The sequence below is a fragment of the Streptomyces cyanogenus genome (assembly GCF_017526105.1).
Classification (GTDB): domain Bacteria; phylum Actinomycetota; class Actinomycetes; order Streptomycetales; family Streptomycetaceae; genus Streptomyces; species Streptomyces cyanogenus.
Window position 1 is genome coordinate 5,048,289 of sequence record NZ_CP071839.1, and the last position, 24,076, is coordinate 5,072,364.

Sequence of the window (24,076 nt, forward strand, 5' to 3'; positions counted from 1 at the left end):
CTGAATATCAGCCGCCCGGCCCGGTCCGACACCGAGACCAGGCTCCCCCTTCGGCCGGGCGGCTCCCTGAAGTTCCGTACGCCCGATCCGGGTTCGGGCATGCCTGTGCCCGAACCCGGCCGATCAGAGACGGAGACACGGTGACCACCATCGACACCACGGCCATCACGGTCGAGCTGCCCCAGGCGTTCGACGAGCGCTGGAGCCGACTGCCGGGCATCCAGGTCGACGGCCGGCGCATCACCATCGACCCGGCCGAGTACTTCTTCCGCTTCGAGTCCCACACCTGGCTCGTCGCCGAGTGGGGGCTGGTCAAGTCCCAGCTCCTGGACGTGGAGGAGACGACCGAAAGCGCGGTCGAGCAGCTTGCGCTGGACTTCATCAAGGCTCACGGCGAGTCCACCCCGGACGCCGCCCGCGTGCTGGCCACCGCTTACGAGGTGTACGCCTACCTGTTCCGCGACGAGCACCTCGCCGGCCTCGGCCTGCCGCAGATCACCGCCGATCACCTTCGGATGCTCCGCGAGGCAGCCACGCTGATGGCGCTCAACAAGGTCGAGCTGGACGGACACATCTCCAACGTCGGCCCGTGCTGGTTCTTCCCGGCCGCCACCTCGGTCGTCTTCGACCTGGACGACGAGATGGGCGGGATGCTGGACGAGGTCTACCACGGCGGCTGGTTCAACGAGCACCGCCGCATCGAGTCCATCAAGGCCCACGCCGCCCTCGGCGGCCGGCTCGTGCACGGCTGCCAGTCCGTGCCGGACCAGTCCGGCGGCGTCGTCGCGCCCTACGGTGCTTCGATGGCCGCCTTCCGCGACGACCTCGCGGCCTTCAAGGCCGGCTGGATCGAGCAGGTCTACGCCCACCGCGTCAGCCCTGCCGCGTAGCAGCACACCGCACGCACCCGGCTCCGGGGCGGGCCAGCACTTCTCGCCCGCCCCGGACGCCACCACCACACTGGAGAGCCCTTCATGGACGCGACCCTCAATGCCGAACTCCTGGACAACCTCCTGACCCTCGCCAACCAGACCTGCGCATCGCGTGAGGAGGTGCGCGTCTGGTCCATGTCCGCCGTCGAGCGCCTGACCTTCACCGACGGCAGCACCGCCATCTTCAAGTACGCCAGGAGGCCCTTCGACAGGGAGGACCAGGCACTCCGGTTGGCAAAAACGGTCGGCGTCCCCGTCCCTTCCGTTCACGCCTCCGCAGTCCTGGACGGCTGGCTCGGGATGCTGCTGGAAGACCTCGGCGCTCCCATCCGCGAAGCCGACGACCTCGACGGCGCCGCCACAGCCATGGTCCTGCACCGCACCCGCCCGGCCGCGGCCCTGCCTGTCCTCGATCACGAAGGTCTGCGCGACCTCCCGGCGCGAGCCTTGGAACACCTCGGCCACCTGCGCAAGGCCGACCGGTGGGAGGACACCCACGACATCGAGGGCGCTCTCGACCGCATCGCCCAAGCCGCCGAAGCGCGCTCGGCCGGCGCCACGGTCGGCCCGTTCGGCTGGGTGCACTCCGAGTTCCACCCCACCAGCCTCCACATCGGCCGGCGCGGCTGGCGTCTGCTGGACTTCGCCCGCGCCTTCACCGGCCCCGGCCTGCTCGACCTCGCCAGCTGGCACGGCACCATCGACGACCCCGACCCCGTACGTCTGCGCGTCTTCCTGGAGACGTACGTCACCGAGGGCGGCACCCCTGACGCCCTCGCCGAGCGTGGCGGGCTTCCGGCGGAGAAGTGGGCGCTGGGCTGGCATCGCGTCTGGGCCGTCGAGTGGTTCATGGAGCAGTCCGTTCGCTGGATCAACGACCCGGCCACCGACCCCGCCTACATCAAGGCCGTGCGCCGACACCTCACTGACGTGCTGCACCTCCTGGAGGTCTGACGTGCTCGCCCAGGCATCCCCCTGGTACGTCCACGCGCTCCAGCGCACTACGGCCAGCCCCGCCGAGCCCCTGTCCGTCCCCGCGCGGATGGCATGGACCACACGGCCCGGCAGCGGACCCGGCGCCGAGATCCTCGGACCGGATCTGCGCCGCAAGCGACTGCTGGAACTCGGCTGCGGCCCCGGTCACAACGCCGCCCACCTCGCCACCCGCTACGGTGCCCACGTCACCGGCGTCGACCTCGTCGGCCTTCAGGTCCGCCGAGCCCGCTCGCACTACGGCCGGCTGAACAACCTGACCTTCGTCGCCGGCCACGCCCTGCACTACCTGCAAGCCTCCGACGAGCTCTTCGACGCGATCTACTCCGTCTTCGGAGCGATCGGTCTCGTTGCCCCTGAGCTTCTGCTCCCGGCCATCGCCCAGCACCTCAAACCCGGATGCACCCTCGCCTTCTCCGTCCCCCACCCTCAGCGGGGCGGCAGGCGCCCTTCCACCGATGACCGGCCGAGCCGGGACCACCTCACCCTCCCCGACCGCACGCGCCTGCCCATCGCGCGCTGGGAGTTCGACGCCGAACGGTGGGAGGAACACCTCGGGCGAGCGGGTCTCTGGCTCGCCTCGGCCAAGGAATTCCACGACGCCCGTCACGGCCTCCGGCCCACCACCCTGCTGATCACCGCGCGCAAGCTCTGACCCCAGCCCCCAGCCCCCGGCCCCCTGGGAGAACCCGATGCGCCCGCCCTACCTGCTTCTCGACGTCGACGGTGTCTTCATCCCCTTCCCGGACGCGGAAGGAGCCGGCCCCGAGACCCATACGCGCCACGACGTGGTACCCACCGGCCGGACCGCCGACAACCCGGTCACCATCTGGCTCAATCCTGCGCACGGCCCCCTGCTCATGCACGTGATCCGGACCGGCCTGGTCATCCCTGTCTGGTGCACCAGTTGGCGCCAGGACGCCACCACGCTCCTCGGCCCGCTCCTCGGTATCCCGCCCCTGCCTCACGTCGACCTGCCGCGTCCGCAGATCACGACCAGCCACCCAAACGGCTACCTGTGGAAACGCGACCACGTCGACGCCTGGCTCGGCGATGCACCAGCCGTCTGGATCGACGACGACTTCACCGACCTCGATCACGAGTGGGCGAGGGAGCGCACCGCTCGCGGTCAGGAGACCGCCCTTGTTCAGCCTGATCCCCAGGTCGGGCTGTTGGCCGAGCACCTGGTCGAGGTGCTGGCCTGGGTCGCACGGGCTGATGCCTTGTGCGTCGCCTGTGAAGCCGAAGCCGCGTAGCAGGGCCGCACCGTAGGAGGCGGCATTGGCGTCGCCGACCGTGACGGCCGGCGACGCGTGGCTCGTTGCGGATCGTGATCACCGCCGCCGTGCTTGCGGCGGTTGTGGAGTCACCGGCGTTGCTGCCCCGTGGCCGGAACCGTCTCGGCGCCGTGCTCCGCTACGCGCCTGCGCGGCACCGAGCTGCTGACCGCGACCAAGAGGAAGATCACCCTTGGTCGCTGAAGCGCGTCCGCGCCGTCATAGCCGGACTGCCGAAACGCTTCAGGCCGGCGGCGAACTCACCTCGGCTGCGGGCTGGGCCGGGGCGAGAGCGGGACCGAAAACCTCGCCCAAACCCCACGAAGCCGCAGCTCAGGGCCACACAAGGCAATAAGGCTGATGCCCCGCCTCATGCAGCCGATGGCTGAAGTCCTGCCACTCGTGCAGCAGCTGGTACACGTTGAACGCGTCCCGCGGGCCGCCCCGGTCCGGGACCGTCGACCAGATGAACGCCGCCGCGCCCACCGCTTCCTCGCCGATGCCGCGGAGGGGGTCGACGACCGTCATGGGGAGTTTGACGACCGCGTAGTCGGGGTGCAGGACGACCAGTTCCAGGGGCGGCACCTTGTGCAGGGGGACGCCCTCGATGCCGGTCAGGACCATCGCGGCCATCGTCTCCGGCTTGATCTTGGTGAACATGCCGTTCATGCCCAGCTCGTCGCCGCCGAGTTCCTCGGGACGCATCGAGATGGGGACGCGGGCCGCGGTCGCGCCGTCCGGCGCGCCGAAGTATTTGTACGTCACCCCCACCCGACCACCATTCCTGCTCCCCGCCCGGAGGCGGTCGGCCCGGTGGTCGAGCCGGCTGTCGATCTGCCGGTCGTACCGCTCGGGCTCACTCGGTACACCCTGTGTCTGACGTGCTTCGGTTTCCTCCGCGTCGCGCCGGTGCCTTCCCCGCCGGGCACGTCGAGGACCCAGGTCATCAGTCCCCTCGCCCAGTCCGCCACCGCGATGCATATCTCCACCCGACTGCTTTTCTAGGACGCGTGGCCCCCGCCACGCAACCCGATCATCGTGTCAGTGACCTCCCCCACGGCCGCCCGCCGAAACGTACGGTGGAACAACAGTCCGCGCGGGAAATTCCCGGCCTCTGATCATTACGTGCGTATGCGCTGTGTGTATCAGGTCTCAGTCTCGCAGATGAGGAATGGCGCCGCTCTGATACCGAGGCCGACCGCGGTCCGCCCGGGCCGCGGCCTACCCTGAGGAGGTCACCCCGCAACCGGAGTCCGAGAAGCCGGAGAAGCCGCACGTCATGAGTGCCATGAGCGAAACGCCCTATCCCTACGACGCGCCCGCCTCACAGGCGCTCTTCGACCGCGCCTCCGTCGTCACCCCGGGCGGAGTGAACTCCCCGGTGCGCGCCTTCCGCGCCGTCGGCGGCACGCCCCGGTTCATGGTGTCGGGCAAGGGGGCCTACCTCACCGACGCCGACGGCCGCGAGTACGTCGACCTGGTCTGCTCCTGGGGGCCCATGATCCTCGGGCACTCCCACCCCGAGGTCATCGCCGCCGTCCAGGAGGCCGTCGCCCGCGGTACGTCCTTCGGCACGCCCGGCGAGGGCGAGGTCGCGCTCGCCGAGGAGATCGTCGCCCGGGTCGAGCCCGTCGAGCAGGTACGGCTCGTCAGCAGCGGCACCGAGGCGACCATGTCCGCGATCCGGCTCGCCCGCGGGTTCACCCGGCGGTCCAAGGTGATCAAGTTCGCCGGCTGCTACCACGGACACGTGGACTCGCTGCTCGCCGCGGCCGGCAGCGGTGTCGCCACCTTCGCGCTGCCGGACACCCCCGGTGTCACCGGGGCCCAGGCCGGCGACACGATCGTGCTGCCGTACAACGACCTGGAGGCCGTGCAGGAGGCCTTCCACCGGCACCCCGGCGAGATCGCCTGTGTGATCACCGAGGCGTCGCCCGGGAACATGGGCGTCGTGCCGCCGGACCCCGGGTTCAACCAGGGCCTGAAGGACGCCTGCCAGAAGAACGGCGCCCTGTTCATCTCCGACGAGGTGATGACCGGGTTCCGCACCAGCCGCGCCGGGTGGTACGGCGTGGAGGGCGTGAAGCCGGACCTCATGACCTTCGGGAAGGTCATGGGCGGCGGGTTCCCCGCCGCGGCCTTCGGCGGTCGCGCCGACGTCATGGCGCACCTCGCCCCCGCCGGGCCCGTGTACCAGGCCGGCACCCTCTCCGGCAACCCCGTCGCCACCGCGGCCGGTCTCGCCCAGCTGCGGCTGCTCGACGACGCGGCCTACGACAGGATCGACGCCGTCTCCGAGCAGATCCGCACCCTCGTCGGCGAGGCGCTGTCGAAGGAGGGAGTCGCGCACCGGGTGCAGACCGCGTCCAACATGTTCTCCGTGTTCTTCACGGACCGGCAGGTGCGCACCTACGAGGACGCCAAGCGGCAGGAGTCGTACCGCTTCACCGCGTTCTTCCACTCGCTGCTGGCGAACGGCGTGTACCTGCCGCCGTCGTCCTTCGAGTCCTGGTTCGTGTCCACGGCCCATGACGAGCGGGCCGTTCAGAAGATCGCCGACGCCCTTCCGGCGGCGGCCCGGGCGGCTGCGGAGGCCACGGCGGAATGAGCACCTCACCCGAGAACAAGGACATCACCGTCGTCCACCTCATGCGGCACGGCGAGGTGGACAACCCGGACGGCGTCCTGTACGGGCGGCTGCCCGGCTACCACCTGTCCGAGCTGGGCCGGCAGATGGCCGAGCGGGTCGCCGAGCACCTCGCCTCACGGGACGTCACCTATGTGTGCTCCTCCCCGCTGGAGCGGGCGCAGGAGACGGCCACCCCGATCGCCAAGGCGCACGGGCTGGACCTGGACACCGACGCGCGGCTGATCGAGGCCGAGAACGTGTTCCAGGGCAAGACGTTCGGCGTCGGCGACGGCGCGCTGCGCAAGCCGGACAACTGGAAGCACCTCGTCAACCCGTTCCGGCCGTCGTGGGGCGAGCCGTACGTGGACCAGGTCGTGCGGATGATGGGCGCGCTGAACGCGGCCAGGGACCGGGCGCGCGGGCACGAGGCGGTGCTGGTCAGCCATCAGCTGCCGATCTGGATCGTGCGGTCGTACGTCGAGCGGCGGCGGCTGTGGCACGACCCGCGCAAGCGGCAGTGCACGCTCGCCTCCCTGACGACTTTCACATATCTGGGTGACAAGATCGTGTCCGTGGGCTACAGCGAGCCCGCCATCGATCTGGTCCCGGTCCATCTGCGGGCCGGCGCCAAGCCCCAGAAGGGCAAGGGAACCGCGCAGGGAAAGGCCTTCGGCGCCTGACCGGCCGGACTCCGGTGCACTGACAGTCCGTTTGGCGTGACTTAGGGTGCCTTTGCCGGAAACCTTGCGAAAAACATAAGAATGAGCGGAACCTCCCCGATCGCCGTGCCCTCTGTCTGGGTGACGAACAGCAGGCGCGACGAATCGGGGATTTCCATGCGCACCTTCTCCCGGACCCTCTCCCGGCGGGGAGTTCTCGGCCTCGGCGCGGGCGCGGCCGCCGCCGCCTCGCTCGCCGGCTGCGGAAGCCTCACGTCCTCGGACGGCGACGGGCACCCGAACGGTTCCGGCCGGGGCAAGCCCGGTCACGGGGATGGGAAGGGGAGCGGTGCGCGCCCCGCGCGGCCCATCGGCGACGGCTCGACCTCCTTCACCGGCAAGCAGCCGCACCAGCCGCGCAAGCCCGAGCCGCTGGAGCCGGGGCAGACCCCGCCGCAGTTCGTGATCTTCTCCTGGGACGGCGCCGGCGAGGTCGGCAACGGCCTCTTCCCGCGCTTCCTGGACCTGGCCAAGGAGCACGGCGCGAGCATGACCTTCTTCCTCTCGGGGCTGTACCTGCTGCCCGAGTCGAAGAAGCGGCTGTACGAGCCCCCGAACAACCCGCGCGGCGCCTCCGACATCGGCTACCTCAGCGACCCGCACATCAAGGCCACGCTGACGAACGTGCGCCGGGCCTGGCTGGAGGGCCACGAGATCGGCACCCACTTCAACGGGCACTTCTGCGGCGGCACCGGCACGGTCGGCAACTGGACCCCGCAGCAGTGGGCGAGCGAGATCCGGCAGGCCAAGGCGTTCGTGAAGGAGTGGCGGACCAACACCGGGTGGACGAACCTGCCCTCGCTGCCGTTCGACTACGACAAGGAACTGGTCGGCGGCCGTACGCCCTGTCTGCTCGGCCAGAACAACCTGCTGCCCACCGCCCGCAAGCTGGGCTGGCGCTACGACGCCTCCTCGCCGGGCGGCCGTCAGACGTGGCCGGACAAGAAGCTGGGGATCTGGGACCTGCCCTTGCAGCAGATACCTTTCCCCGGACGTTCCTTCGAGGTGCTGTCCATGGACTACAACATGCTCGCCAACCAGTCCGTGAACTCCACCAAGGCGCCCGCCTACAACTACCCGGGCTGGCGCAAGCAGTCCGCGCAGGCCTACATCCAGGGATTCCAGCGGGCATACGAGACGAATCGGGCGCCGTTCTTCATCGGCAACCACTTCGAGCAGTGGAACGGCGGCATCTACATGGACGCCGTCGAGGAGGCCTTCAAGCACATCGCGCGCGAGAAGGAGAAGGGCGGCGACGTACGGCTGGTCTCCTTCCGGCAGTTCGTGGACTGGATGGACGTGCAGAAGCCCGAGGTGCTCGCGAAGCTGCGCACGCTCGGTGTGGGGCAGCAGCCGACGGGGGGCTGGAAGGAGTTCCTGCGGGGCACGAAGTCCGCCTCCTCCGATGCGGCCTGATCCCCACCGATGTCCGGAATGTCCCGTGTAAATACGCCCTGAAATGGGGTTTTCCGCCCGGCAGGGGGGCGCGCGAGATTCCCGGAACAGGCATGCGAAACTTTTCACATGAGTACCCGCAGCCGCGCCGTCCTGCTCACCGCTGTGGCCGCCGTCGCGGCCCTCTCCCTGTCCGCGTGCGGAAAGGGCGGCATCTCCGGTGGCGGTGGCGACACCAACTTCGTCACCGGCAAGCTCGGCATCGACACCGTGCCGGCGGGCAAGCGCGCCACCGCCCCGGACCTGTCCGGCAAGACCATCGACGGCAAGGCCCTCGACGTCGCCGACTACAGGGGCAAGGTCGTCGTCCTCAACTTCTGGGGCTCGTGGTGCGGGCCCTGCCGGGAGGAGGCGCAGTACTTCGCCATGGTCTCCCAGCAGTACCAGGGCAAGGGCGTGCAGTTCGTCGGCGTCAACACCCGGGACTCCAGCACCATCCCCGCGGTCGCCTTCGAGAAGGAGCACGGCGTCGGGTTCCCGAGCCTGTACGACCCCACGGGCAAGCTGATGCTCCGCTTCGAGAAGGGCACGCTCAACCCGCAGCTCATCCCCTCCACCCTCGTCATCGACAAGCACGGGAAGGTCGCCGCACGGGCCCTTGAGGCGCTCGACGACACGACCCTGCTGAAGATGGTCGAGCCGGTCCTGGCGGAGAAGTGACGTGAGCGCACTGCTGACGCTGGCCGCGGAGACGGGGCCGGGACGGAACCAGACGGTCCTGCACGGAGCGCTGCTGGTCTCCCTGCCGATCGCGCTGCTCGCCGGGCTCGTCTCGTTCTTCTCGCCCTGCGTGCTGCCGCTGGTCCCCGGCTACCTCTCCTATGTGACGGGCGTCGCAGGCACCGACCTCGCCGAGGCCAGACGGGGCCGGATGATCACCGGCGCCTCCCTGTTCGTGCTCGGCTTCAGCACCGTGTTCGTCTCCACCGGCGCGCTCTTCGGCTACTTCGGCTCCAACCTGCTGGAGTACCAGGAGACCCTGTCCAGGGTGCTCGGCCTGCTCATGATCGTCATGGGCGTCTTCTTCATGGGGCTGCTGCCCTGGTTCACCATGCGCGAGTTCCGCTTCCACAAGCGGCCGACGGGCGGCCTGCTGGGTGCCCCCGTCCTCGGCGCCCTCTTCGGCGTCGGCTGGACGCCCTGCATGGGCCCGACGCTCTCCGCGGTGAACTTCCTCTCCTTCCAGGAGTCGAGCGCCGCGCGCGGCTCGCTGCTGATGGTCGTCTACTGCCTCGGTCTCGGTGTCCCTTTCGTCATCACCGCGCTCGCCTTCCGCAAGGCGCTCGGTGCCTTCGCCTGGGTCAAGCGCCACTATGTGTGGGTGATGCGCATCGGCGGCTCGATGATGATCGTGACCGGTGTGCTGCTGCTGACGGGCGCCTGGAGCGGTCTGATCCAGCAGATGCAGACCTGGTCCGACGGCTTCACTGTGGGGATCTGATCGATGAGCAAGACCGAAACCGACACCGGCCGGGACCAGGAGGACCTCGGGGCCGCAGGCTCCCAGCTGTCCACGGCCCCGCAGGAGGAGATCTCCGCCCCCCCGTCCCTCGGCGTCACCGGCTGGGTGCGCTGGTTCTGGCGGCAGCTGACCTCCATGCGGGTCGCGCTGCTGCTGCTCCTGCTGCTCTCGCTGGCCGCCATCCCCGGCTCGCTGATCCCGCAGACCGGCGCGGACGCGGGCAAGGTCGAGGACTTCCGCGCCGCGCACAGGACGCTGGCGCCGGTCTACGACAAGCTCGGCCTGTTCCACGTCTACAGCTCGGTGTGGTTCTCCGCGATCTACATCCTGCTGTTCGTCTCCCTGATCGGCTGCATCGTCCCGCGCACCTGGCAGTTCGCCGGCCAGCTGCGCGGTCGTCCGCCGGGCGCGCCCAAGCGGCTGACCCGGCTGCCCGCGTACACGACGTGGCGGACCGAGGCCGACCCGGAGCAGGTCCGCGAGGCCGCGCTCGCCCTGCTGCGGAAGCGCCGCTTCCGCGCGCACCTCGCAGATGACGCCGTGGCGGCCGAGAAGGGCTACCTGCGCGAGCTGGGCAACCTGGTCTTCCACATCGCCCTGATCGTGCTGCTCGTCGCCTTCGCCTCGGGCCAGCTGTACAAGTCCGACGGCACCAAGCTGATGGTGGAGGGCGACGGCTTCTCCAACGCGCTGCCCATGTACGACGACTTCAAGTCCGGCAGCCTGTTCCAGAGCGACGACCTGGTCCCGTTCAGCTTCGACCTGAAGGACTTCAAGGGCACCTACGAGCTGACCGGGCCCAACAAGGGCACGCCGCGCACCTTCGAGGCGCGGATCCGCTACAGCGCGGGCGCGTACGGCAAGGACCGGACGACCACCGTCAAGGTCAACGAGCCGCTGAAGATCGACGACGCCAAGGTCTACCTGGTCAGCCACGGCTACGCCCCCGTCGTCACCGTCCGCGACGGCAAGGGCAGGGTCGTCTACCACGACGCCGTACCGCTGCTGCCGCTCGACGGCAACGTCACCTCCAACGGCGTGGTGAAGGTGATGGACGGCTACCGCGACGCGAAGGGCAACAAGGAGCAGCTCGGCTTCCAGGCCTTCTTCGTGCCGACGTTCGACGCGCGCAGCGGCACGATGCTCTCCCAGTTCCCGGCGCTGGTGAACCCGCTCCTCGCGGTGAACGCCTACCACGGCGACCTCGGCGTGAACTCCGGCGTCCCGCAGAGCGTGTACCAGCTCGACAAGAAGCACATGAAGGCGTTCCAGGACGGCAAGGGCCAGCTGCTGAAGAAGCTGCTGAAGCCGGGCGACACGCTCACGCTGCCGAACGGCGCCGGATCCATCACCTTCGAGAAGGACATCAAGGAGTGGGCCGGCTTCGAGGTCGTCCAGGAGCCGGGCGGCGGCTGGGCGCTCGGCGGTGCCCTCGCCGCGATCCTCGGCCTGGCCGCGTCCCTGTTCATCCAGCGCCGCCGCGTGTGGGTGCGCGCGGTGCGCGGTGCCGACGGTGTCACGGTGGTCGAGATGGCCGGGCTCGGCCGCAGCGAGTCCGCGAAGGTGCCCGAGGAGCTCGGCGACCTCGCCGGAATCCTCTACGACCAGGCGCCGGGGGCCCCCGACCCCGACGACGACGCCTCCGAATCCCCAGTCGTACCTGCCGAAGGGGCTGAGAAGTGACTCTCGCCGCCGCAACCAACGAACACCTCGCGAGCATCAGCAACACGCTGATCTACTCGTCGATGGCCGTCTACACCCTGGCCTTCTTCGCCTACATCGCCGAGTGGCTGTTCGGCAGCCGCAGCAAGGTGGCCCGTACGGCCGCCGCGCTCACCGCCGACCGCGGGCGCACGGCGAGCGCCCCCGCCGTCACCGTGCGGCAGGCCGGCGGCACCGCCGTGCTGGAGCGGCCCAAGGTCGTCGTCCGCTCGGCGTCGGGTGCGCGGGACGTGCCGGACGGGCCGGGCGCGCACGGCGGCGACGAGCAGGGCGACCTGTACGGCCGGATCGCCATCTCCCTCACCGTGCTCGCGTTCCTCGTGGAGCTGGGCGGCGTCGTCACCCGCGCGGCCTCCGTGGAGCGGGCGCCGTGGGGCAACATGTACGAGTTCAACATCACCTTCTCCACGGTCGCCGTCGGCGTGTACCTCGGGCTGCTGGGCCTGAAGAAGAACGTGCGCTGGCTCGGCCTGTTCCTCGTCACGACGGTCCTGCTGGACCTGGGTCTCGCGGTCACCGTCCTGTACACGGCCAGCGACCAGCTGGTGCCGGCCCTGCACTCGTACTGGCTGTACATCCACGTCTCCACCGCGATCTTCTGCGGCGCGGTGTTCTACGTCGGCGCGGTCGCCACGATCCTGTACCTGTTCAAGGACTCGTACGAGAGCAAGCTGGAGGCCGGCGGCAAGCCCGGCAGGTTCGCGTCCTCCGTGCTGGAGCGGCTGCCCGCGTCCGCGTCCCTGGACAAGTTCGCCTACCGCGTCAACGCGGCGGTCTTCCCGCTGTGGACGTTCACGATCATCGCGGGCGCGATCTGGGCGGGCGACGCCTGGGGCCGGTACTGGAACTGGGACCCGAAGGAGACCTGGTCCTTCATCACCTGGATCGCCTACGCCTGCTACCTGCACGCCCGGGCCACGGCCGGCTGGAAGGGCCGCAAGGCCGCCTACCTGGCGATGATCGCCTTCGGCTGCTGGCTGTTCAACTACTACGGCGTCAACATCTTCGTGAGCGGCAAGCACTCCTACGCCGGCGTGTAGCCGCCGCGTCGCAACCACATGCGGGTGCCCCGGGACGGGGGCAGGCTGGTGTCATGAGCGGTTCCATCGCACAGGGCACCAGCCAGACGCACGGGAACATGCACATCCTGCACTTCGTGGTGCAGCTCCCGCAGCCGATGGAGGACGTCTGGGCCGCGGTGGCCACGGCCGAGGGGCTGGCGTCCTGGTTCACCGCCGCCGAGGTGCTCGAACACCGGCTGGGCGGCGCGGTCACCCTGCGCGGCCTGGGCAGCGGGCGGGTGACCGCGTGGGACGTCGACCGGGTCGCGGAGTACACGCTGGAGGGCGCCGGCCGGATCCGGTTCCACCTGGAGCGGGAGGGGGAGGACGGCAGCGTGCTCCGCTTCACGCACGAGTTCCAGGGCGAGGAGGACTCCGAGCAGCGCTGGCGCGATCGGTTCGAACGCCTGATCGAGGCGCTGGAACGGGACCGGGCCTAGCCGGGCCCGGCGGAACGCCCGGGAGACGCGGAGGTGCTCCTGCCGGCCACCGGGACGGCCCGGCCCCGCAGCCGCTCCCCGTACAGCCGCCGGGTCCTCGCCGCCGAGGTCAGCCCACGGTGATCGAGTCCAGCTTGGCGCGGAGGTACACGTGCGAGTCGACGGGCGGGTACGCCACCCGTCCCACCGGCGCCGGCAGGGACTCCACCAGCGTGCCCGGGGTGCACTCGCCGAAGTAGACCAGCGACATCAGCTCCTCGGCGGGCGCGTCGACGGGCGGCGGCAGCACCCGGTGCCGGCCCGACCGCCACCGGTCCCCGGTCCAACGGGCCAGCAGGTCCCCGATGTTGACGGTGAACGCGGCCGGGTCGTACGGCGCGTCCTGCCAGCCGTCGGCGTCGGTGTACACCTGGAGGCCGCCCCGGCCGGCCTGCCGGTCGAGGATGGTGACGGTCCCGAAGTCGGTGTGCGGCCCGATCCGGAACTGCCCCGGCTGCGGCGCACCGACGACGTCCGTCCCCGGGTACCAGTTGATGTTGAAGCCGTAGGTCGGGTGGTCCATGTGCCGGGCGAAGAAGTCGGCGCCCAGGCCGAGCGCGCAGGCCAGCAGGGACAGCAGCTCCTTCTCCAGCGCTGCCATCCGGCCCAGGTACTCCTCGCACAGCCCGCGCAGCGCGGGCACCTCGGCGGGCCACACGTTGGGCGCGTACCACTCGGCGTCGACGGCCGGGTCCCCGAACGGCTCGGCGGTCGCGAAGGTGAGCGACTCCTTCAGGTCCGGCGGGGTCCGGGTGCCCTCCGCGTACCCGTTGGCCTCGGTGCCCGGGCCGAGCCAGCCGCGTCCGCCGACCTTCGCCGCGTACCGCTGCTTGACCCGGTCGGGCAGCAGGAAGAACTCCCGCGCGGCCGACCGGATCCCGGCCCGCAGCTGCGGTGCCACGCCGTGCCCGGTGACCAGCAGGAACCCGGCGGTCTGGAGCGCCTGGTCGACGGTGCGGGCGAGCCGGGCCCGCGGCACCGCGTCCCCCTCGGTCCAGACCCGAAGATCGACGGTGGGAATGCGCGCGTCACTCACACTGGCCTCTTCCCGGAGCCGGGGTACCTGCTCTCATGCTTCCATCCCTCGGCGGGCGTTTCTAGCCGCCCAGCAGGCCGACGACCGCCTGGACGGCCTGGGCCACCGGCTGGCCGACCGCGCCCACGGTGGCGGCGATCCCGGCGATCGCCATCAGCGCGCGGTGCCGCTCCTGCGCGGGGACGGCGGCGTCGGTACCGAGGGCGGGCAGGGACTCGTCGAGCAGCCGGGCGCTGGCGGCCGGCACCTGGGCGCGCAACTCGACGATCATCCGGTGCAGTTCGGCGAGGGCCGCGACCAGCGCCGGGTCCGGTTCGGCGCCGGGGGTCACCTGGTTCCTGACGATGCCCTGGTTGCCCTGGCCGCCGTACATGTTCACGTTGTCGCCGTAGTAGTAGTTGTTGCCGGTCATCCCGAGATCCCCACGTTTCCGTTGCCGCCGTACATGTTGACGTTGTCGCCGAAGTAGTAGTGGTTCGGCGAGACGGTGAGGCGCTCCACCGTCACCCGGAACTCGGTGTCGGGGTGGTCGATGGCGTACGAGATCTGGCCCACGAGCTGGTCCAGATAGCGTTCGTCGCGGCTGGTGACCAGGCCGGTGGAGGCGCCGGACGTCTCCACGGCGAGGACGTGGTGCGGCTGGGCCGTCAGGACGGACATCATGTCGATGAAGAAGTAGACGGCCGCGGCGAGCGCCAGGAGCCAGACCCAGGCGACGTAACTGGCCCCGCCGGAGTCGGCGCCCTCGAACGTCAGCGAGGGCAGCCCCGGCAGCATGGCGATGAACCCGACCACCAGGGTTCCGGCGGCGTACCGCAGGAACCGCAGTACCGCCTCCTTGCGCTTCGGGCGCATCGTGAAGGTGTAGACGCGGGCGATGTTGTGCAGCGGGTAGACGGCTGAGCCGATCCACAGGATCCGCTTGCTGACCCGCAGTTCCACGGTGGCCGGCGGAGCGGTCCGGGCCGGCGGCGGCACGTCCGGCATGGGCGGCCCGGAGTACACCGTGGCCGCCGGTTCGGGCGGCGGGCCGGAGGGCGGTTCGGCCGGCGGCGCGAGCGGCGGCGCGGCCGGTGCGGAAGGCGGTGTGTGGGCCGGGCGCTCGGGCGGCTGGCCGGTCTCCATGTGGTCCCCCAGAGGTCAGAAGATCCCTCGTGTCTCGATGCCGACCATTAACCCCACCCGGGGTCGGCAGTGGCAAGCCGATATGGCAGGAGCACGAAGGAATCTGACGGATCCTCACCACCCCGGCCCGGCAGATCGGGCTCCGGTCGGCCGCTAGTCGCGCCGGGGGTCGTCGTCCCCGCCCCGGGACCTCTCGTCCAGGGACTTCAGGAACTCCGGATTGTCGTCCGGGGCGACCCAGCCCGCGGCGGCGTTGCGGTGCCACTCGGCCGGAGTGGAGCCGCCCGCCGGACCGCGCCGGGTCCGGCCGGTGAACAGCCAGCCGACGGAGTAGATCAACAGCGCCATGACCAGCAGGAACGGCAGATACCTGAGCATGGCCGCGCGTACTCCCCACGCCGTGATTCGACCCTGGTGACCCGGCCAGAGTAGCGGGTGGCAGATACTGGGACACATGGCTTATGACGATCTTCGCTCCCTGCTGCGGGCGCTGGAGCGCGAGGGAGACCTCACACGCATCAAGGCCGAGGTCGACCCACATCTGGAAGTGGGGGAGATCGTCGACCGGGTGCAGAAGGCCGGCGGCCCGGCGCTCCTCTTCGAGAACGTGCGCGGCTCGGACATGCCCCTCGCCATGAACGTGTACGGCACCGACCGCCGCCTGCTGAAGGCGCTGGGCCTGAAGTCGTACGGCGATATCTCCGAGAAGATCGGCGGCCTGCTGCGGCCCGAGCTGCCGCACGGCTTCGTCGGCGTGCGCGAGGCCTTCGGCAAGCTGGGCGCGATGACCCACGTCCCGCCGCGGAAGGTCAAGGAGGCGCCGGTGCAGGAGGTCGTCCTGCGCGGCGACGACGTCGACCTCGACCGGCTCCCGGCACTGTTCACCTGGCCGAAGGACGGCGGCTCCTTCTTCAACCTGGGCCTGACCCACACCAAGGACCCCGAGACCGGCATCCGGAACCTGGGCCTGTACCGGCTGCAGCGCCACGACAAGCGCACGATCGGCATGCACTGGCAGATCCACAAGGACAGCCGGAACCACTACCAGGTGGCCGCGCGCAGGGGCGAACGCCTGCCGGTCGCCATCGCCTTCGGGTGCCCGCCCGCCGTGACGTACGCCTCCACCGCCCCCCTCCCCGGCGACATCGACGAGTACCTCTTCGCCGGGTTCCTCGCCGGCAAGCGCATCGAGATGGTCGACTGCAAGACCGTCCCGCTCCAGGTGCCGGCAGGCGCCGAGGTGGTCCTGGAGGGCTGGCTGGAGCCGGGCGAGATGCTGCCCGAGGGCCCCTTCGGCGACCACACCGGCTTCTACACCCCGCAGGAGCCCTTCCCGGCCCTGAGGATCGACTGCGTGACGATGCGCAGGCGCCCCCTGCTCCAGTCGATCGTCGTCGGCAGGCCCCCCACGGAGGACGGCCCCCTCGGCCGCGCCACGGAACGCTTCTTCCTCCCGCTGCTCAAGATCATCGTCCCGGACATCGTGGACTACCACCTGCCGGAGGCCGGCGGCTTCCACAACTGCGCGATCGTCTCGATCGACAAGAAGTACCCGAAGCACGCGCAGAAGGTGATGCACGCGATCTGGGGCGCGCACATGATGTCCCTGACCAAGCTGATCGTGGTCGTGGACTCCGACTGTGACGTGCACGATCTGCACGAAGTCGCCTGGCGGGCCCTCGGCAACACCGACTACGCCCGCGACCTCACGGTCGTGGAGGGCCCCGTCGACCACCTGGACCACGCCTCCTACCAGCAGTTCTGGGGTGGCAAGGCGGGCATCGACGCGACGAAGAAGTGGCCGGAGGAGGGTTACACCCGGGACGGGGGCTGGCCGGACATGGTCCTGTCGGACCCGGATACGGCGGCCCTGGTGGACCGCCGCTGGAAGGAGTACGGACTGTGACGTCGGCATCCGCCGCCATCCCCCAGCCGGGACGCACCAGAGCCTTCCTGCGCCTGGTGATGATCGAGCACTCGGTCTTCGCGCTGCCCTTCGCCTACATCGCCTCGCTGACGGCGATGTACGAGTGGGACCGGAACATCCACTGGGGCCGCCTGCTGCTGGTCACGGTCTGCATGGTCGGCCTGCGCACCTTCGCCATGGCCGTCAACCGGATCATCGACCGCGAGATCGACGCCCGGAACCCGCGCACCGCCCACCGCGAGCTGGTGACCGGCGCGATGTCGGTCAGGCACGCCTGGACGGGCGCCCTGATCGCCGTGGTGGTCTTCCTGGGCGCGGCCGCCCTGCTCAATCCGCTCTGCCTGGCCCTGGCCCCGGTCGCGGTGATCCCGATGGTGGTCTACCCCTACGGGAAGCGCTTCACCAACTTCCCGCAGGCCATCCTCGGCCTCGCCCAGGCCATGGGCCCGATCGGCGGCTGGCTGGCGATCAGCGGCGAGTGGTCCTGGACGGCGGTGGTCCTGGGCCTGGCCGTCGGCATCTGGATCGGCGGCTTCGACCTGATCTACGCCTGCCAGGACGTGGAGGCCGACCGCGAGATCGGCGTCAGGTCGGTCCCGGCCCGCTTCGGCGTCCCGGCCGCGATCTGGGGCGCGCGGGTCTGCCACGCCCTCACGACGGCCCTGTTCGTCTGGTACGGCGTGGCCACCCACGCCGGCGCGTTCTTCTGGCTGGGCCTGCTGATCGTCGCCGGTGCCTTCGTCTACGAACACCGCATCGTCCGCCCCCACGACCTGTCCCGTCTCGACCGCGCCTTCTTCTCGGTCAACGGCTTCATCGGGATTGCCCTGTTCGTGTGCGCGCTTCTCGATCTCCTGGTCCGGGGTCTGACCGTCTGAGTACGGTCGGCCTGCCATCGGGTGCAGGATCCCAGGGAGGCCGGCGTGACCGTCTCGGGCATGGATCGCCTGCACTCGCAGCTCAGCAAGCTGGAGGACATGTTCCCCGGCTGTGTCACGGAGATTGTCGAGGGCAGCATCGTGATGAACCCGGTCCGGCCCTTCCACGGGAGGACGATCACCAACCTCTGGACGACCGTCGAGGGTGACCTGGTGCTGGACCCGCTCAAGGGCCACGTCGTCACCCTGTGGAACCCAGGCCCCGACGGCTACCGAGGCCAGGACACGATCCCCTACGGCCCCGAGCTGACCGTCGACTCCCCCCTCGGCAAGCTGACCGTCCCCACCGCCTCCCTCCCCGTCGACCCCAAGGCGCCCCACCCGGCCTGAGCCCTGCCCGACCCACCGGTACGCTCAAGATGTGAACGCAGGAGAAACGCAGCGGGTGCCTTGGATCGTGGGGGTGTCCGGAGCTTCCGGGACGCCGTACGCCGCTGCGGTGCTGCGGGCGCTGCTGGAGGCGGGGGAAGCGGTGGACCTGGTGGTCAGCCGGGCCTCGCGGCTGACGCTGCTGGACGAGACGGGTATCTCGTTCCGGGACGCCCACTGGCAGGACGACCTGCGGGAATGGCTGGCCCGCGGCGCCGACGGCAAGCCGGGCACCTTCGAGGCGGACGTCAGCGGGGTGCGGTACTGGAGCGCGGGCGACCTCGCCGCCGGTCCGTCCTCGGGGTCGTACCCGGTGAAGGGCATGCTCATCGTGCCCGCCTCCACCGCCTGCGTGGCCGGTGTGGCGCTCGGCCTGTCCAAGGATCTGCTCCAGCGCGCGGCGAGCGTCACGCTGAAGGAGCGCCGGACGCTGGTCGTGGCCGTACGGGAGACACCGCTGAACGGGCAGACGCTGCGCCACCTCGTCGCCCTGGACGACGCCGGCGCCACGGTCGTGCCGGCCTCGCCCGCCTTCTACGCGGGCGCCACCCACATCCAGGACCTGGTGGACTTCGTCGCCGGCCGGGTCCTGGACGCGGCCGGCGTCGAGCACGGCCTGTACCGGCGGTGGAAGGGTGAACTCGGCGGCGGCACGGCGGGCGAGTAAGGCAAGCAGCAGTACCTCTCATCACTTCAGGAACTTTCACCGGAAGGCTTCGATCGCATGGACGCGGTGGACAGGCAGCTCATCCAGGCCCTGAGGGAGAACGGCCGGGCCTCGTACGCGGAGCTGGGGCGTCTCGTCGGCCTGTCGGGCCCCAGCGTCACCGACCGCATCAACCGTCTGGAGGCGGCCGGTGTCATCACCGGTTACCGCGCGACGGTGGACGCGGCCTCCCTCGGCCTCGGCGTCACCGCGCTGATCGGCATCTCGCTCTCCGACGCCGCCGACCACGAGGACGTCGCCCAGCGGCTGCGGGACCTGCCGGAGATCGAGGACTGCTGGTTCATCGCCGGCGACGACTCCTTCATGCTCAAGGTGCGGGCGGCGGACGTGGACGGCCTGGAGAAGATCATCCGCCGGCTCAGCGGGACCAAGGGCGTCTCCCGCACCCGTACCACGATCGTGCTGTCCACGAAGTGGGAGAACCGGGTCGGGGAGCTGCCGGAAGAGGTGTAGGCGCGGAACGCCGTATGGGGGTGCCCCCGCCCGGACGGCGGGGGCGTAACGTTGGCGGGGCTGTCGTAGAAAGGTGTTGGCATGGACGTCGGGCTCAAGCGCGAGCTGGAGGAGAAGGTCCGCTCCGGTGAGCGGCTGACTCGCGAGGACGGCATCGCGCTGTACGAGTCGGACGACCTGGCCTGGCTCGGCGGGCTGGCCCACGAGGTGCGGACCCGCAAGAACGGTGACGTCGTCCACTTCAACGTCAACCGGCACCTGAACATGACCAACGTGTGCACGGCCTCCTGCGCCTACTGCTCGTTCCAGCGCAAGCCGGGCGAGAAGGACGCGTACACGATGCGCATCGAGGAGGCCGTCAAGCTCGCCAAGGCGATGGAGTCGGAGAACCTCACCGAGCTGCACATCGTCAACGGCCTGCACCCGAACCTGCCGTGGCGCTACTACCCCCGGTCCCTGCGCGAGCTGAAGGCGGCCCTGCCGGACGTCTCGCTCAAGGCGTTCACCGCCACCGAGATCCACCACTTCGAGACCATCAGCGGTCTGTCCGCCTCGGAGATCCTGGACGAGCTGATCGACGCGGGCCTGGAGTCGCTGACCGGCGGTGGCGCGGAGATCTTCGACTGGGAGGTCCGGCAGCACATCGTGGACCACAGGACCCACTGGGAGGACTGGTCCCGCATCCACCGCCTGGCGCACGAGAAGGGTCTGAAGACCCCGTGCACCATGCTGTACGGCCACATCGAGGAGCCCCGCCACCGCGTCGACCACGTCCTGCGGCTGCGCGAGCTCCAGGACGAGACCGGCGGCTTCCAGGTCTTCATCCCGCTGCGCTACCAGCACGACTTCGTGGACATGAAGGACGGCAAGATCCGCAACCGCCTCCAGGCGCGGACGCAGATGGCCACCGGCGCCGAGGCCCTGAAGACCTTCGCCGTCTCCCGGCTCCTGTTCGACAACGTCCCGCACGTCAAGGTCTTCTGGGTCATGCACGGCGTGCAGACCGCCCAGCTCGCCCTCCAGCACGGCGCCGACGACATGGACGGCTCGGTCGTCGAGTACAAGATCACCCATGACGCGGACAACTTCGGCACGCCGAACAAGCTGACCCGCGAGGACCTCCTGGAACTGATCCGCGACGCCGGCTTCCGCCCGGTGGAGCGGAACACGCGGTACGAGATCATCCGCGAGTACGAGGGCCCCGACCCGGCGCGCCGGGACTCCCCGCAGCCGATGCGGGTCTGACTCCTCCCACCCACCCGACTCGGCCGGCCGAGGAGCGCGGGGCCGGCGTCCCGGCCCCGGGGGGCGGGGAACCGCGCGACAAGCCACGACGCAGCCGCGGACGCCATGGCGTTCGAACCCCCGCGGCGGGTACTCGGGCGCCATGGTGACCACCCGAGCGCCTGAGGACGCGTACACCGCGGAGCCCTTCGTGCCCGAGGGCGCCGACCTCCAGGCCCTGCGCCAAGCCGCCGCGGGCTGCCGCGGCTGCCCCCTCCACCGCGCCGCCACCCGCACGGTCTTCGGCGCCGGAAGCACCGACGCCCGCGTGATGCTCGTGGGGGAGCAGCCCGGCGATCAGGAGGACCGGCAGGGCAGGCCGTTCGTCGGCCCGGCGGGCAAGCTCCTGGACCGGGCGCTGGGGGACGCCGGCATCGATCCCGCCGAGGCCTACGTGACCAACGCGGTGAAGCACTTCAAGTTCACCCAGGCCGAACCCCGCAAGCGCCGTATCCACAAGGCGCCCAGCCTCAGGGAGATGACGGCCTGCGGCCCCTGGCTGGCGGCGGAGCTGGCGCTGGTGGAGCCGGAGCTGATCGTGATCCTGGGCGCGACGGCCGGCAAGGCCCTGCTGGGGTCGTCGTTCCGGGTGGGTGAGGTCCGCGGGACCGTACTCGAACGGGAGATCCACGGCCGGCCGGAGCGGCTGGTACCGACCGTGCACCCGTCCTCGGTGCTGCGCGCGCAGGACGACGAGGACCGCAAGGCGGCCTACCAGGGCCTGGTGGACGACCTGAAGGTGGCTGCACGCGCCCTGGGGTAATGAGTAAGCTGGCCGCGTGCCTCTTACCTTCACCCTGGACCCGCCGATCACCCCCACCCTGCGCGACGGCATCCTCGACCTGTGGACGGACGTCTCCCACGCGGGCGGCGCCGTCGGCTTCGTCCCGACGGTGACCCGCGAGGACATCCGGCCGGAGCTGGTGCGCCACTTCGTGCAGATGGCCGAGGGGCGCACCCGGCTGCTGGTCGGCCACGACGAGGCCGGCGAGGTCGCGGCGACCGCCTTCCTCACCCACAACACGCACCGGCTGATGACGCACTGGGTGTGGCTGTACACGGCGATGGTCCACCCCCGGCACCAGGGCCGGGGCTACGGCCGCGACCTGCTCGCCGCAGCCGCGGACGTGGCCCGCGGGATCGAGGGCATCCGGGCGATCCGGCTGACCTGCCGGGGCGGCCACGGACTGGAGCGGTTCTACGCCTCCTGCGGTTACAAGGAGGTCGGCCGCATCCCGGACGCCATCCGGGCCGCGCCCGGCGACGACCGTGACGAAGTGGTCATGCTGCTGCCGCTCGGCTGACCCCACCCCCCTGCGTGATCGCCTGCGGTCCGTGCTTCACTGGACGATGACCCCTTTTGGAATCGGACGAGTGGATTGAGATGCTCCGCTACACGCTGATGCGCCTCGGTATTTTCGCGGGCTGCCTCGTGGTCGTCTGGGGTGCCGTCTACTCGGGCATCTTCCCGCGCGGCTTCGGCGACTCCAACGGACTGTGGGTCCTGCTGCTCGCCCTGGTCCTCTCGGCGCCGATCAGCTGGGTGGTGCTGCGCAAGGAGCGGGACCGGGCGTCCGTGCAGATCGTGGGCAAGGTCGACCGGATGAAGGCCAACCTGGACGCCAGCCGCAGCCGGGAGGACGGGGCCGACGACGCCTCGCGGGCACAGGGCGGGGCCGCCGCGCCCCACTAGTGCGGGCCCGCGCCCAACTAGTCTTGCCCTCATGGGTGCCGTCAAGACCAAACGGATGCCGAGGGCGGTGCGCGAGCAGCAGATGCTCGACGCCGCCGTACGGACCTTCGGGCAACGCGGGTACATGGCCGCCTCGATGGACGAGATCGCCGAACTCGCGGGCGTGTCCAAGCCGTTGGTCTACCTGTACCTGAACTCCAAGGAAGACCTCTTCACCGCCTGCATCCGCCGTGAGGCCGCCGCGCTCACGGAGGCCGTCCGCGCGGGTGTCCGGCCGGGGCTGCCCGCCGACCGGCAACTCTGGGACGGCGTGCAGGCGTTCTTCGCGCACACCGCCGAGCGTCCCGACGGCTGGTCGGTGCTGCATCTCCAGGCGCGTACGCACGGGGAGCCCTTCGCGGCCGAGGTCGCCGCGATGCGCGCGGAGATCGTCGCGTTCGTGACCCGGCTGGTCGCGGTGGCGGCCCGGGAGGCCCACCGGGACCCCGACCTGCCCGAAGACGAGGTGGCCGGGCTGGCCGAGGCGCTGGTGGGCGCCGCCGAGTCCCTCGCCACGTGGGCCAACGCCACGCCGGGGGTCACCGCCCGGCAGGCGGCGCTCACGCTGATGAACTTCGCGTGGGCGGGCTTGGGCGACCTGATGCAGGGCCGCGTGTGGACACCGCCGGCCGAGCCGGTCTAGGGGCACGGAGCCGTATCCGACAGGCGGCTCAGCCGCGTGGGCGCGAGCACTCCCGTCCACCCGCTCACCGCCCCCGCACGTCCCCGTCCGCCCGCACCGGTGACCGGGCTCACCGCCCCCGCACGTCCCCGTCCACACACACGCGCCCGCCGGCACCGCGCAACTCGAACCGCCCGCTACCGTCCGCCCCGTACGCCACCGTCCCCGGCAACAGCACGGGGGACCGGAACCGCGCCCGTACCTCGGTGGCGTCCGGTGTGCCGTGGGCGGCCAGGCAGCGGGCCAGGGTCCACATGCCGTGCGCGATGGTCCGGGGGAAGCCGAAGAGGCGGGCGGTGAGCGGGTGGAGGTGGATGGGGTTGCGGTCGCCGGACGCGGCCCCGTACCGCCGCCCCACGTCCCCGGCGAGGCTCCACTCGGCGACGACGGACAGGGCCGCGCCGGTGTCCTGCCGCGGCTCGGGTGACGGGCCCGGTCCTGTGCGGTGCCGGGCCAGATACGTGCTCCGGGACTCCCACACCGCCGTCCCGCCCGAGCGAAGCTCCGTCACCACCACGGCCTCCGTCCCGCGCCGGTGCGGAGCCAACCCCTCCACCCACACGGACAGTTCGTACTCCCCGCCGGCCGCCAGCGCGGCGCGCCGCACGATCCCGATGGACGTGTGGACCAGGCCCAGCAGCGGCAGCGGGAAACGCCGGCCGCTCATCAGCCGCATGGCCAGCGGGAAGCCGAGCACGTGCGGGTAGGTGACCGGCAGGTCGGGCTCGCCGGTCGGGAAGCCGCAGACCCGTTCGTACGCGGCCAGCTTCGTCAGGTGCACGCGCACGCCGGGCAGCACCAGACGGGTGCGCGGGAAGGCCGCGTCGGGCGCGGGGCGTTTGAAGGGCGAGCACAGGGCGCCCCGGGCCAGCAGCGGAGCCAGCGCGGGGGGCGCGCTCAGGGTGGATGCCGTGCCGGTCAAGCCGAGGTCGGCCATGTGCGACTCCCGCGTGTCTCGGTCCCGACGACATTGCTTACTCGGGAGTAAGGTTACCGGAGGTAAGTCTGGGCGGGCCATGGCCGGCGGCGGGTCGGTGCGTCACCGTGAAGCCGGTGGGCGACCGCGGCCGAGGG

28 protein-coding genes are annotated in these 24,076 nt (G+C 70.6%); 22 read left to right on the top strand and 6 right to left on the bottom strand.

What is annotated here, in order from left to right:
• Window positions 1–140: 140 nt before the first annotated feature.
• The 4 genes from S1361_RS22725 (at window position 141) to S1361_RS22740 (ending at window position 3,181) form a co-directional block, all read left to right on the top strand.
• Window positions 141–890, top strand: a complete 750-nt coding sequence (locus tag S1361_RS22725; protein WP_208033641.1) for a hypothetical protein — start codon at window positions 141–143, stop codon at window positions 888–890.
• A gap of 84 nt (window positions 891–974) precedes the next feature.
• Window positions 975–1,886 carry a phosphotransferase family protein gene (locus tag S1361_RS22730; RefSeq protein ID WP_208033642.1) on the top strand — a complete coding sequence of 304 codons (912 nt, stop codon included), beginning with the start codon at window positions 975–977 and terminating at the stop codon, window positions 1,884–1,886.
• Window position 1,887: 1 nt separating this feature from the next.
• Window positions 1,888–2,580 (top strand): class I SAM-dependent methyltransferase, encoded by a 693-nt coding sequence (locus tag S1361_RS22735; RefSeq protein ID WP_208033643.1) that lies wholly within the window; start codon window positions 1,888–1,890, stop codon window positions 2,578–2,580.
• 37 nt (window positions 2,581–2,617) lie between these two features.
• Complete coding sequence (locus S1361_RS22740; protein WP_208033644.1) at window positions 2,618–3,181, top strand: HAD domain-containing protein; 564 nt, start codon at window positions 2,618–2,620, stop codon at window positions 3,179–3,181.
• A gap of 354 nt (window positions 3,182–3,535) precedes the next feature.
• Here S1361_RS22740 and S1361_RS22745 read toward each other — a convergent pair whose 3' ends face one another.
• Window positions 3,536–3,973 carry a hypothetical protein gene (locus tag S1361_RS22745; RefSeq protein ID WP_003974483.1) on the bottom strand — a complete coding sequence of 146 codons (438 nt, stop codon included), beginning with the start codon at window positions 3,971–3,973 and terminating at the stop codon, window positions 3,536–3,538.
• 517 nt (window positions 3,974–4,490) lie between these two features.
• Between S1361_RS22745 and hemL the strand changes: the two genes are divergently transcribed.
• The 8 genes from hemL to S1361_RS22785 all read left to right on the top strand — a co-directional run bounded on the left by hemL (window position 4,491) and on the right by S1361_RS22785 (window position 12,690).
• Window positions 4,491–5,810 carry a glutamate-1-semialdehyde 2,1-aminomutase gene (hemL, locus tag S1361_RS22750; protein WP_208033645.1) on the top strand — a complete coding sequence of 440 codons (1,320 nt, stop codon included), beginning with the start codon at window positions 4,491–4,493 and terminating at the stop codon, window positions 5,808–5,810.
• On the top strand, window positions 5,807–6,511 hold the full coding sequence (locus tag S1361_RS22755; protein ID WP_208033646.1) for a histidine phosphatase family protein: 705 nt from the start codon (window positions 5,807–5,809) through the stop codon (window positions 6,509–6,511). The genes hemL and S1361_RS22755 overlap by 4 nt, the downstream gene beginning before the upstream one ends.
• A 156-nt stretch (window positions 6,512–6,667) precedes the next feature.
• Entirely contained in the window at window positions 6,668–7,966 is a 1,299-nt protein-coding gene (locus S1361_RS22760) for a polysaccharide deacetylase family protein (RefSeq protein WP_208033647.1), read from the top strand.
• Between the two features lie 108 nt (window positions 7,967–8,074).
• Window positions 8,075–8,665, top strand: a complete 591-nt coding sequence (locus S1361_RS22765; RefSeq protein WP_208033648.1) for a TlpA family protein disulfide reductase — start codon at window positions 8,075–8,077, stop codon at window positions 8,663–8,665.
• Window position 8,666: 1 nt separating this feature from the next.
• A complete protein-coding gene (locus S1361_RS22770) occupies window positions 8,667–9,446 on the top strand; it encodes a cytochrome c biogenesis CcdA family protein (protein ID WP_208033649.1) in 780 nt (259 codons plus the stop codon).
• Between the two features lie 3 nt (window positions 9,447–9,449).
• Window positions 9,450–11,150 carry a cytochrome c biogenesis protein ResB gene (gene resB / locus S1361_RS22775; protein WP_208033650.1) on the top strand — a complete coding sequence of 567 codons (1,701 nt, stop codon included), beginning with the start codon at window positions 9,450–9,452 and terminating at the stop codon, window positions 11,148–11,150.
• Window positions 11,147–12,229, top strand: a complete 1,083-nt coding sequence (gene ccsB, locus S1361_RS22780; RefSeq protein ID WP_208033651.1) for a c-type cytochrome biogenesis protein CcsB — start codon at window positions 11,147–11,149, stop codon at window positions 12,227–12,229. The genes resB and ccsB overlap by 4 nt, the downstream gene beginning before the upstream one ends.
• A gap of 53 nt (window positions 12,230–12,282) precedes the next feature.
• Complete coding sequence (locus S1361_RS22785) at window positions 12,283–12,690, top strand: SRPBCC domain-containing protein (RefSeq protein ID WP_208033652.1); 408 nt, start codon at window positions 12,283–12,285, stop codon at window positions 12,688–12,690.
• Window positions 12,691–12,799: 109 nt separating this feature from the next.
• Here the strand turns inward: S1361_RS22785 and S1361_RS22790 are convergent, their stop codons facing one another.
• The 4 genes from S1361_RS22790 to S1361_RS22805 form a co-directional block, all read right to left on the bottom strand.
• Complete coding sequence (locus S1361_RS22790) at window positions 12,800–13,765, bottom strand: isopenicillin N synthase family dioxygenase (protein ID WP_208033653.1); 966 nt, start codon at window positions 13,763–13,765, stop codon at window positions 12,800–12,802.
• 61 nt (window positions 13,766–13,826) lie between these two features.
• A complete protein-coding gene (locus tag S1361_RS22795; RefSeq protein WP_208033654.1) occupies window positions 13,827–14,177 on the bottom strand; it encodes a hypothetical protein in 351 nt (116 codons plus the stop codon).
• Entirely contained in the window at window positions 14,174–14,890 is a 717-nt protein-coding gene (locus tag S1361_RS22800) for a DUF6232 family protein (protein WP_243769268.1), read from the bottom strand. Before S1361_RS22800 ends, S1361_RS22795 begins: the two co-directional genes overlap by 4 nt.
• Before the next feature lie 153 nt (window positions 14,891–15,043).
• Window positions 15,044–15,268 (bottom strand): hypothetical protein, encoded by a 225-nt coding sequence (locus S1361_RS22805; protein WP_208033655.1) that lies wholly within the window; start codon window positions 15,266–15,268, stop codon window positions 15,044–15,046.
• Between the two features lie 76 nt (window positions 15,269–15,344).
• Between S1361_RS22805 and S1361_RS22810 the strand changes: the two genes are divergently transcribed.
• The 10 genes from S1361_RS22810 to S1361_RS22855 all read left to right on the top strand — a co-directional run bounded on the left by S1361_RS22810 (window position 15,345) and on the right by S1361_RS22855 (window position 22,963).
• Window positions 15,345–16,796, top strand: coding sequence for a menaquinone biosynthesis decarboxylase (locus S1361_RS22810; protein WP_208033656.1), 1,452 nt, complete (start codon window positions 15,345–15,347; stop codon window positions 16,794–16,796).
• The gene (gene mqnP, locus S1361_RS22815; protein WP_208033657.1) at window positions 16,793–17,695 is read left to right on the top strand and encodes a menaquinone biosynthesis prenyltransferase MqnP; all 903 of its coding nucleotides are present in this window, start codon (window positions 16,793–16,795) and stop codon (window positions 17,693–17,695) included. The genes S1361_RS22810 and mqnP overlap by 4 nt, the downstream gene beginning before the upstream one ends.
• 60 nt (window positions 17,696–17,755) lie before the next feature.
• Window positions 17,756–18,085, top strand: coding sequence for a hypothetical protein (locus S1361_RS22820; protein ID WP_425087078.1), 330 nt, complete (start codon window positions 17,756–17,758; stop codon window positions 18,083–18,085).
• 55 nt (window positions 18,086–18,140) lie between these two features.
• Window positions 18,141–18,791 carry a UbiX family flavin prenyltransferase gene (locus S1361_RS22825; RefSeq protein ID WP_208036726.1) on the top strand — a complete coding sequence of 217 codons (651 nt, stop codon included), beginning with the start codon at window positions 18,141–18,143 and terminating at the stop codon, window positions 18,789–18,791.
• Between the two features lie 57 nt (window positions 18,792–18,848).
• Window positions 18,849–19,304, top strand: a complete 456-nt coding sequence (locus S1361_RS22830; protein ID WP_208033659.1) for an Lrp/AsnC family transcriptional regulator — start codon at window positions 18,849–18,851, stop codon at window positions 19,302–19,304.
• An 81-nt stretch (window positions 19,305–19,385) separates the two neighbouring features.
• Entirely contained in the window at window positions 19,386–20,549 is a 1,164-nt protein-coding gene (mqnE, locus tag S1361_RS22835; RefSeq protein ID WP_208033660.1) for an aminofutalosine synthase MqnE, read from the top strand.
• 142 nt (window positions 20,550–20,691) lie between these two features.
• Window positions 20,692–21,351: a UdgX family uracil-DNA binding protein gene (locus S1361_RS22840; protein WP_208033661.1), complete on the top strand. Its 660-nt coding sequence runs from the start codon at window positions 20,692–20,694 to the stop codon at window positions 21,349–21,351.
• Between the two features lie 16 nt (window positions 21,352–21,367).
• Window positions 21,368–21,892 (top strand): GNAT family N-acetyltransferase, encoded by a 525-nt coding sequence (locus tag S1361_RS22845; RefSeq protein ID WP_208033662.1) that lies wholly within the window; start codon window positions 21,368–21,370, stop codon window positions 21,890–21,892.
• Between the two features lie 80 nt (window positions 21,893–21,972).
• A complete protein-coding gene (locus S1361_RS22850; protein ID WP_208033663.1) occupies window positions 21,973–22,281 on the top strand; it encodes a DUF4229 domain-containing protein in 309 nt (102 codons plus the stop codon).
• A 31-nt stretch (window positions 22,282–22,312) separates the two neighbouring features.
• A complete protein-coding gene (locus S1361_RS22855; protein ID WP_208033664.1) occupies window positions 22,313–22,963 on the top strand; it encodes a TetR/AcrR family transcriptional regulator in 651 nt (216 codons plus the stop codon).
• Window positions 22,964–23,072: 109 nt separating this feature from the next.
• Here S1361_RS22855 and S1361_RS22860 read toward each other — a convergent pair whose 3' ends face one another.
• A complete protein-coding gene (locus S1361_RS22860; RefSeq protein WP_208033665.1) occupies window positions 23,073–23,939 on the bottom strand; it encodes a MaoC family dehydratase in 867 nt (288 codons plus the stop codon).
• Window positions 23,940–24,076 lie beyond the last annotated feature (137 nt).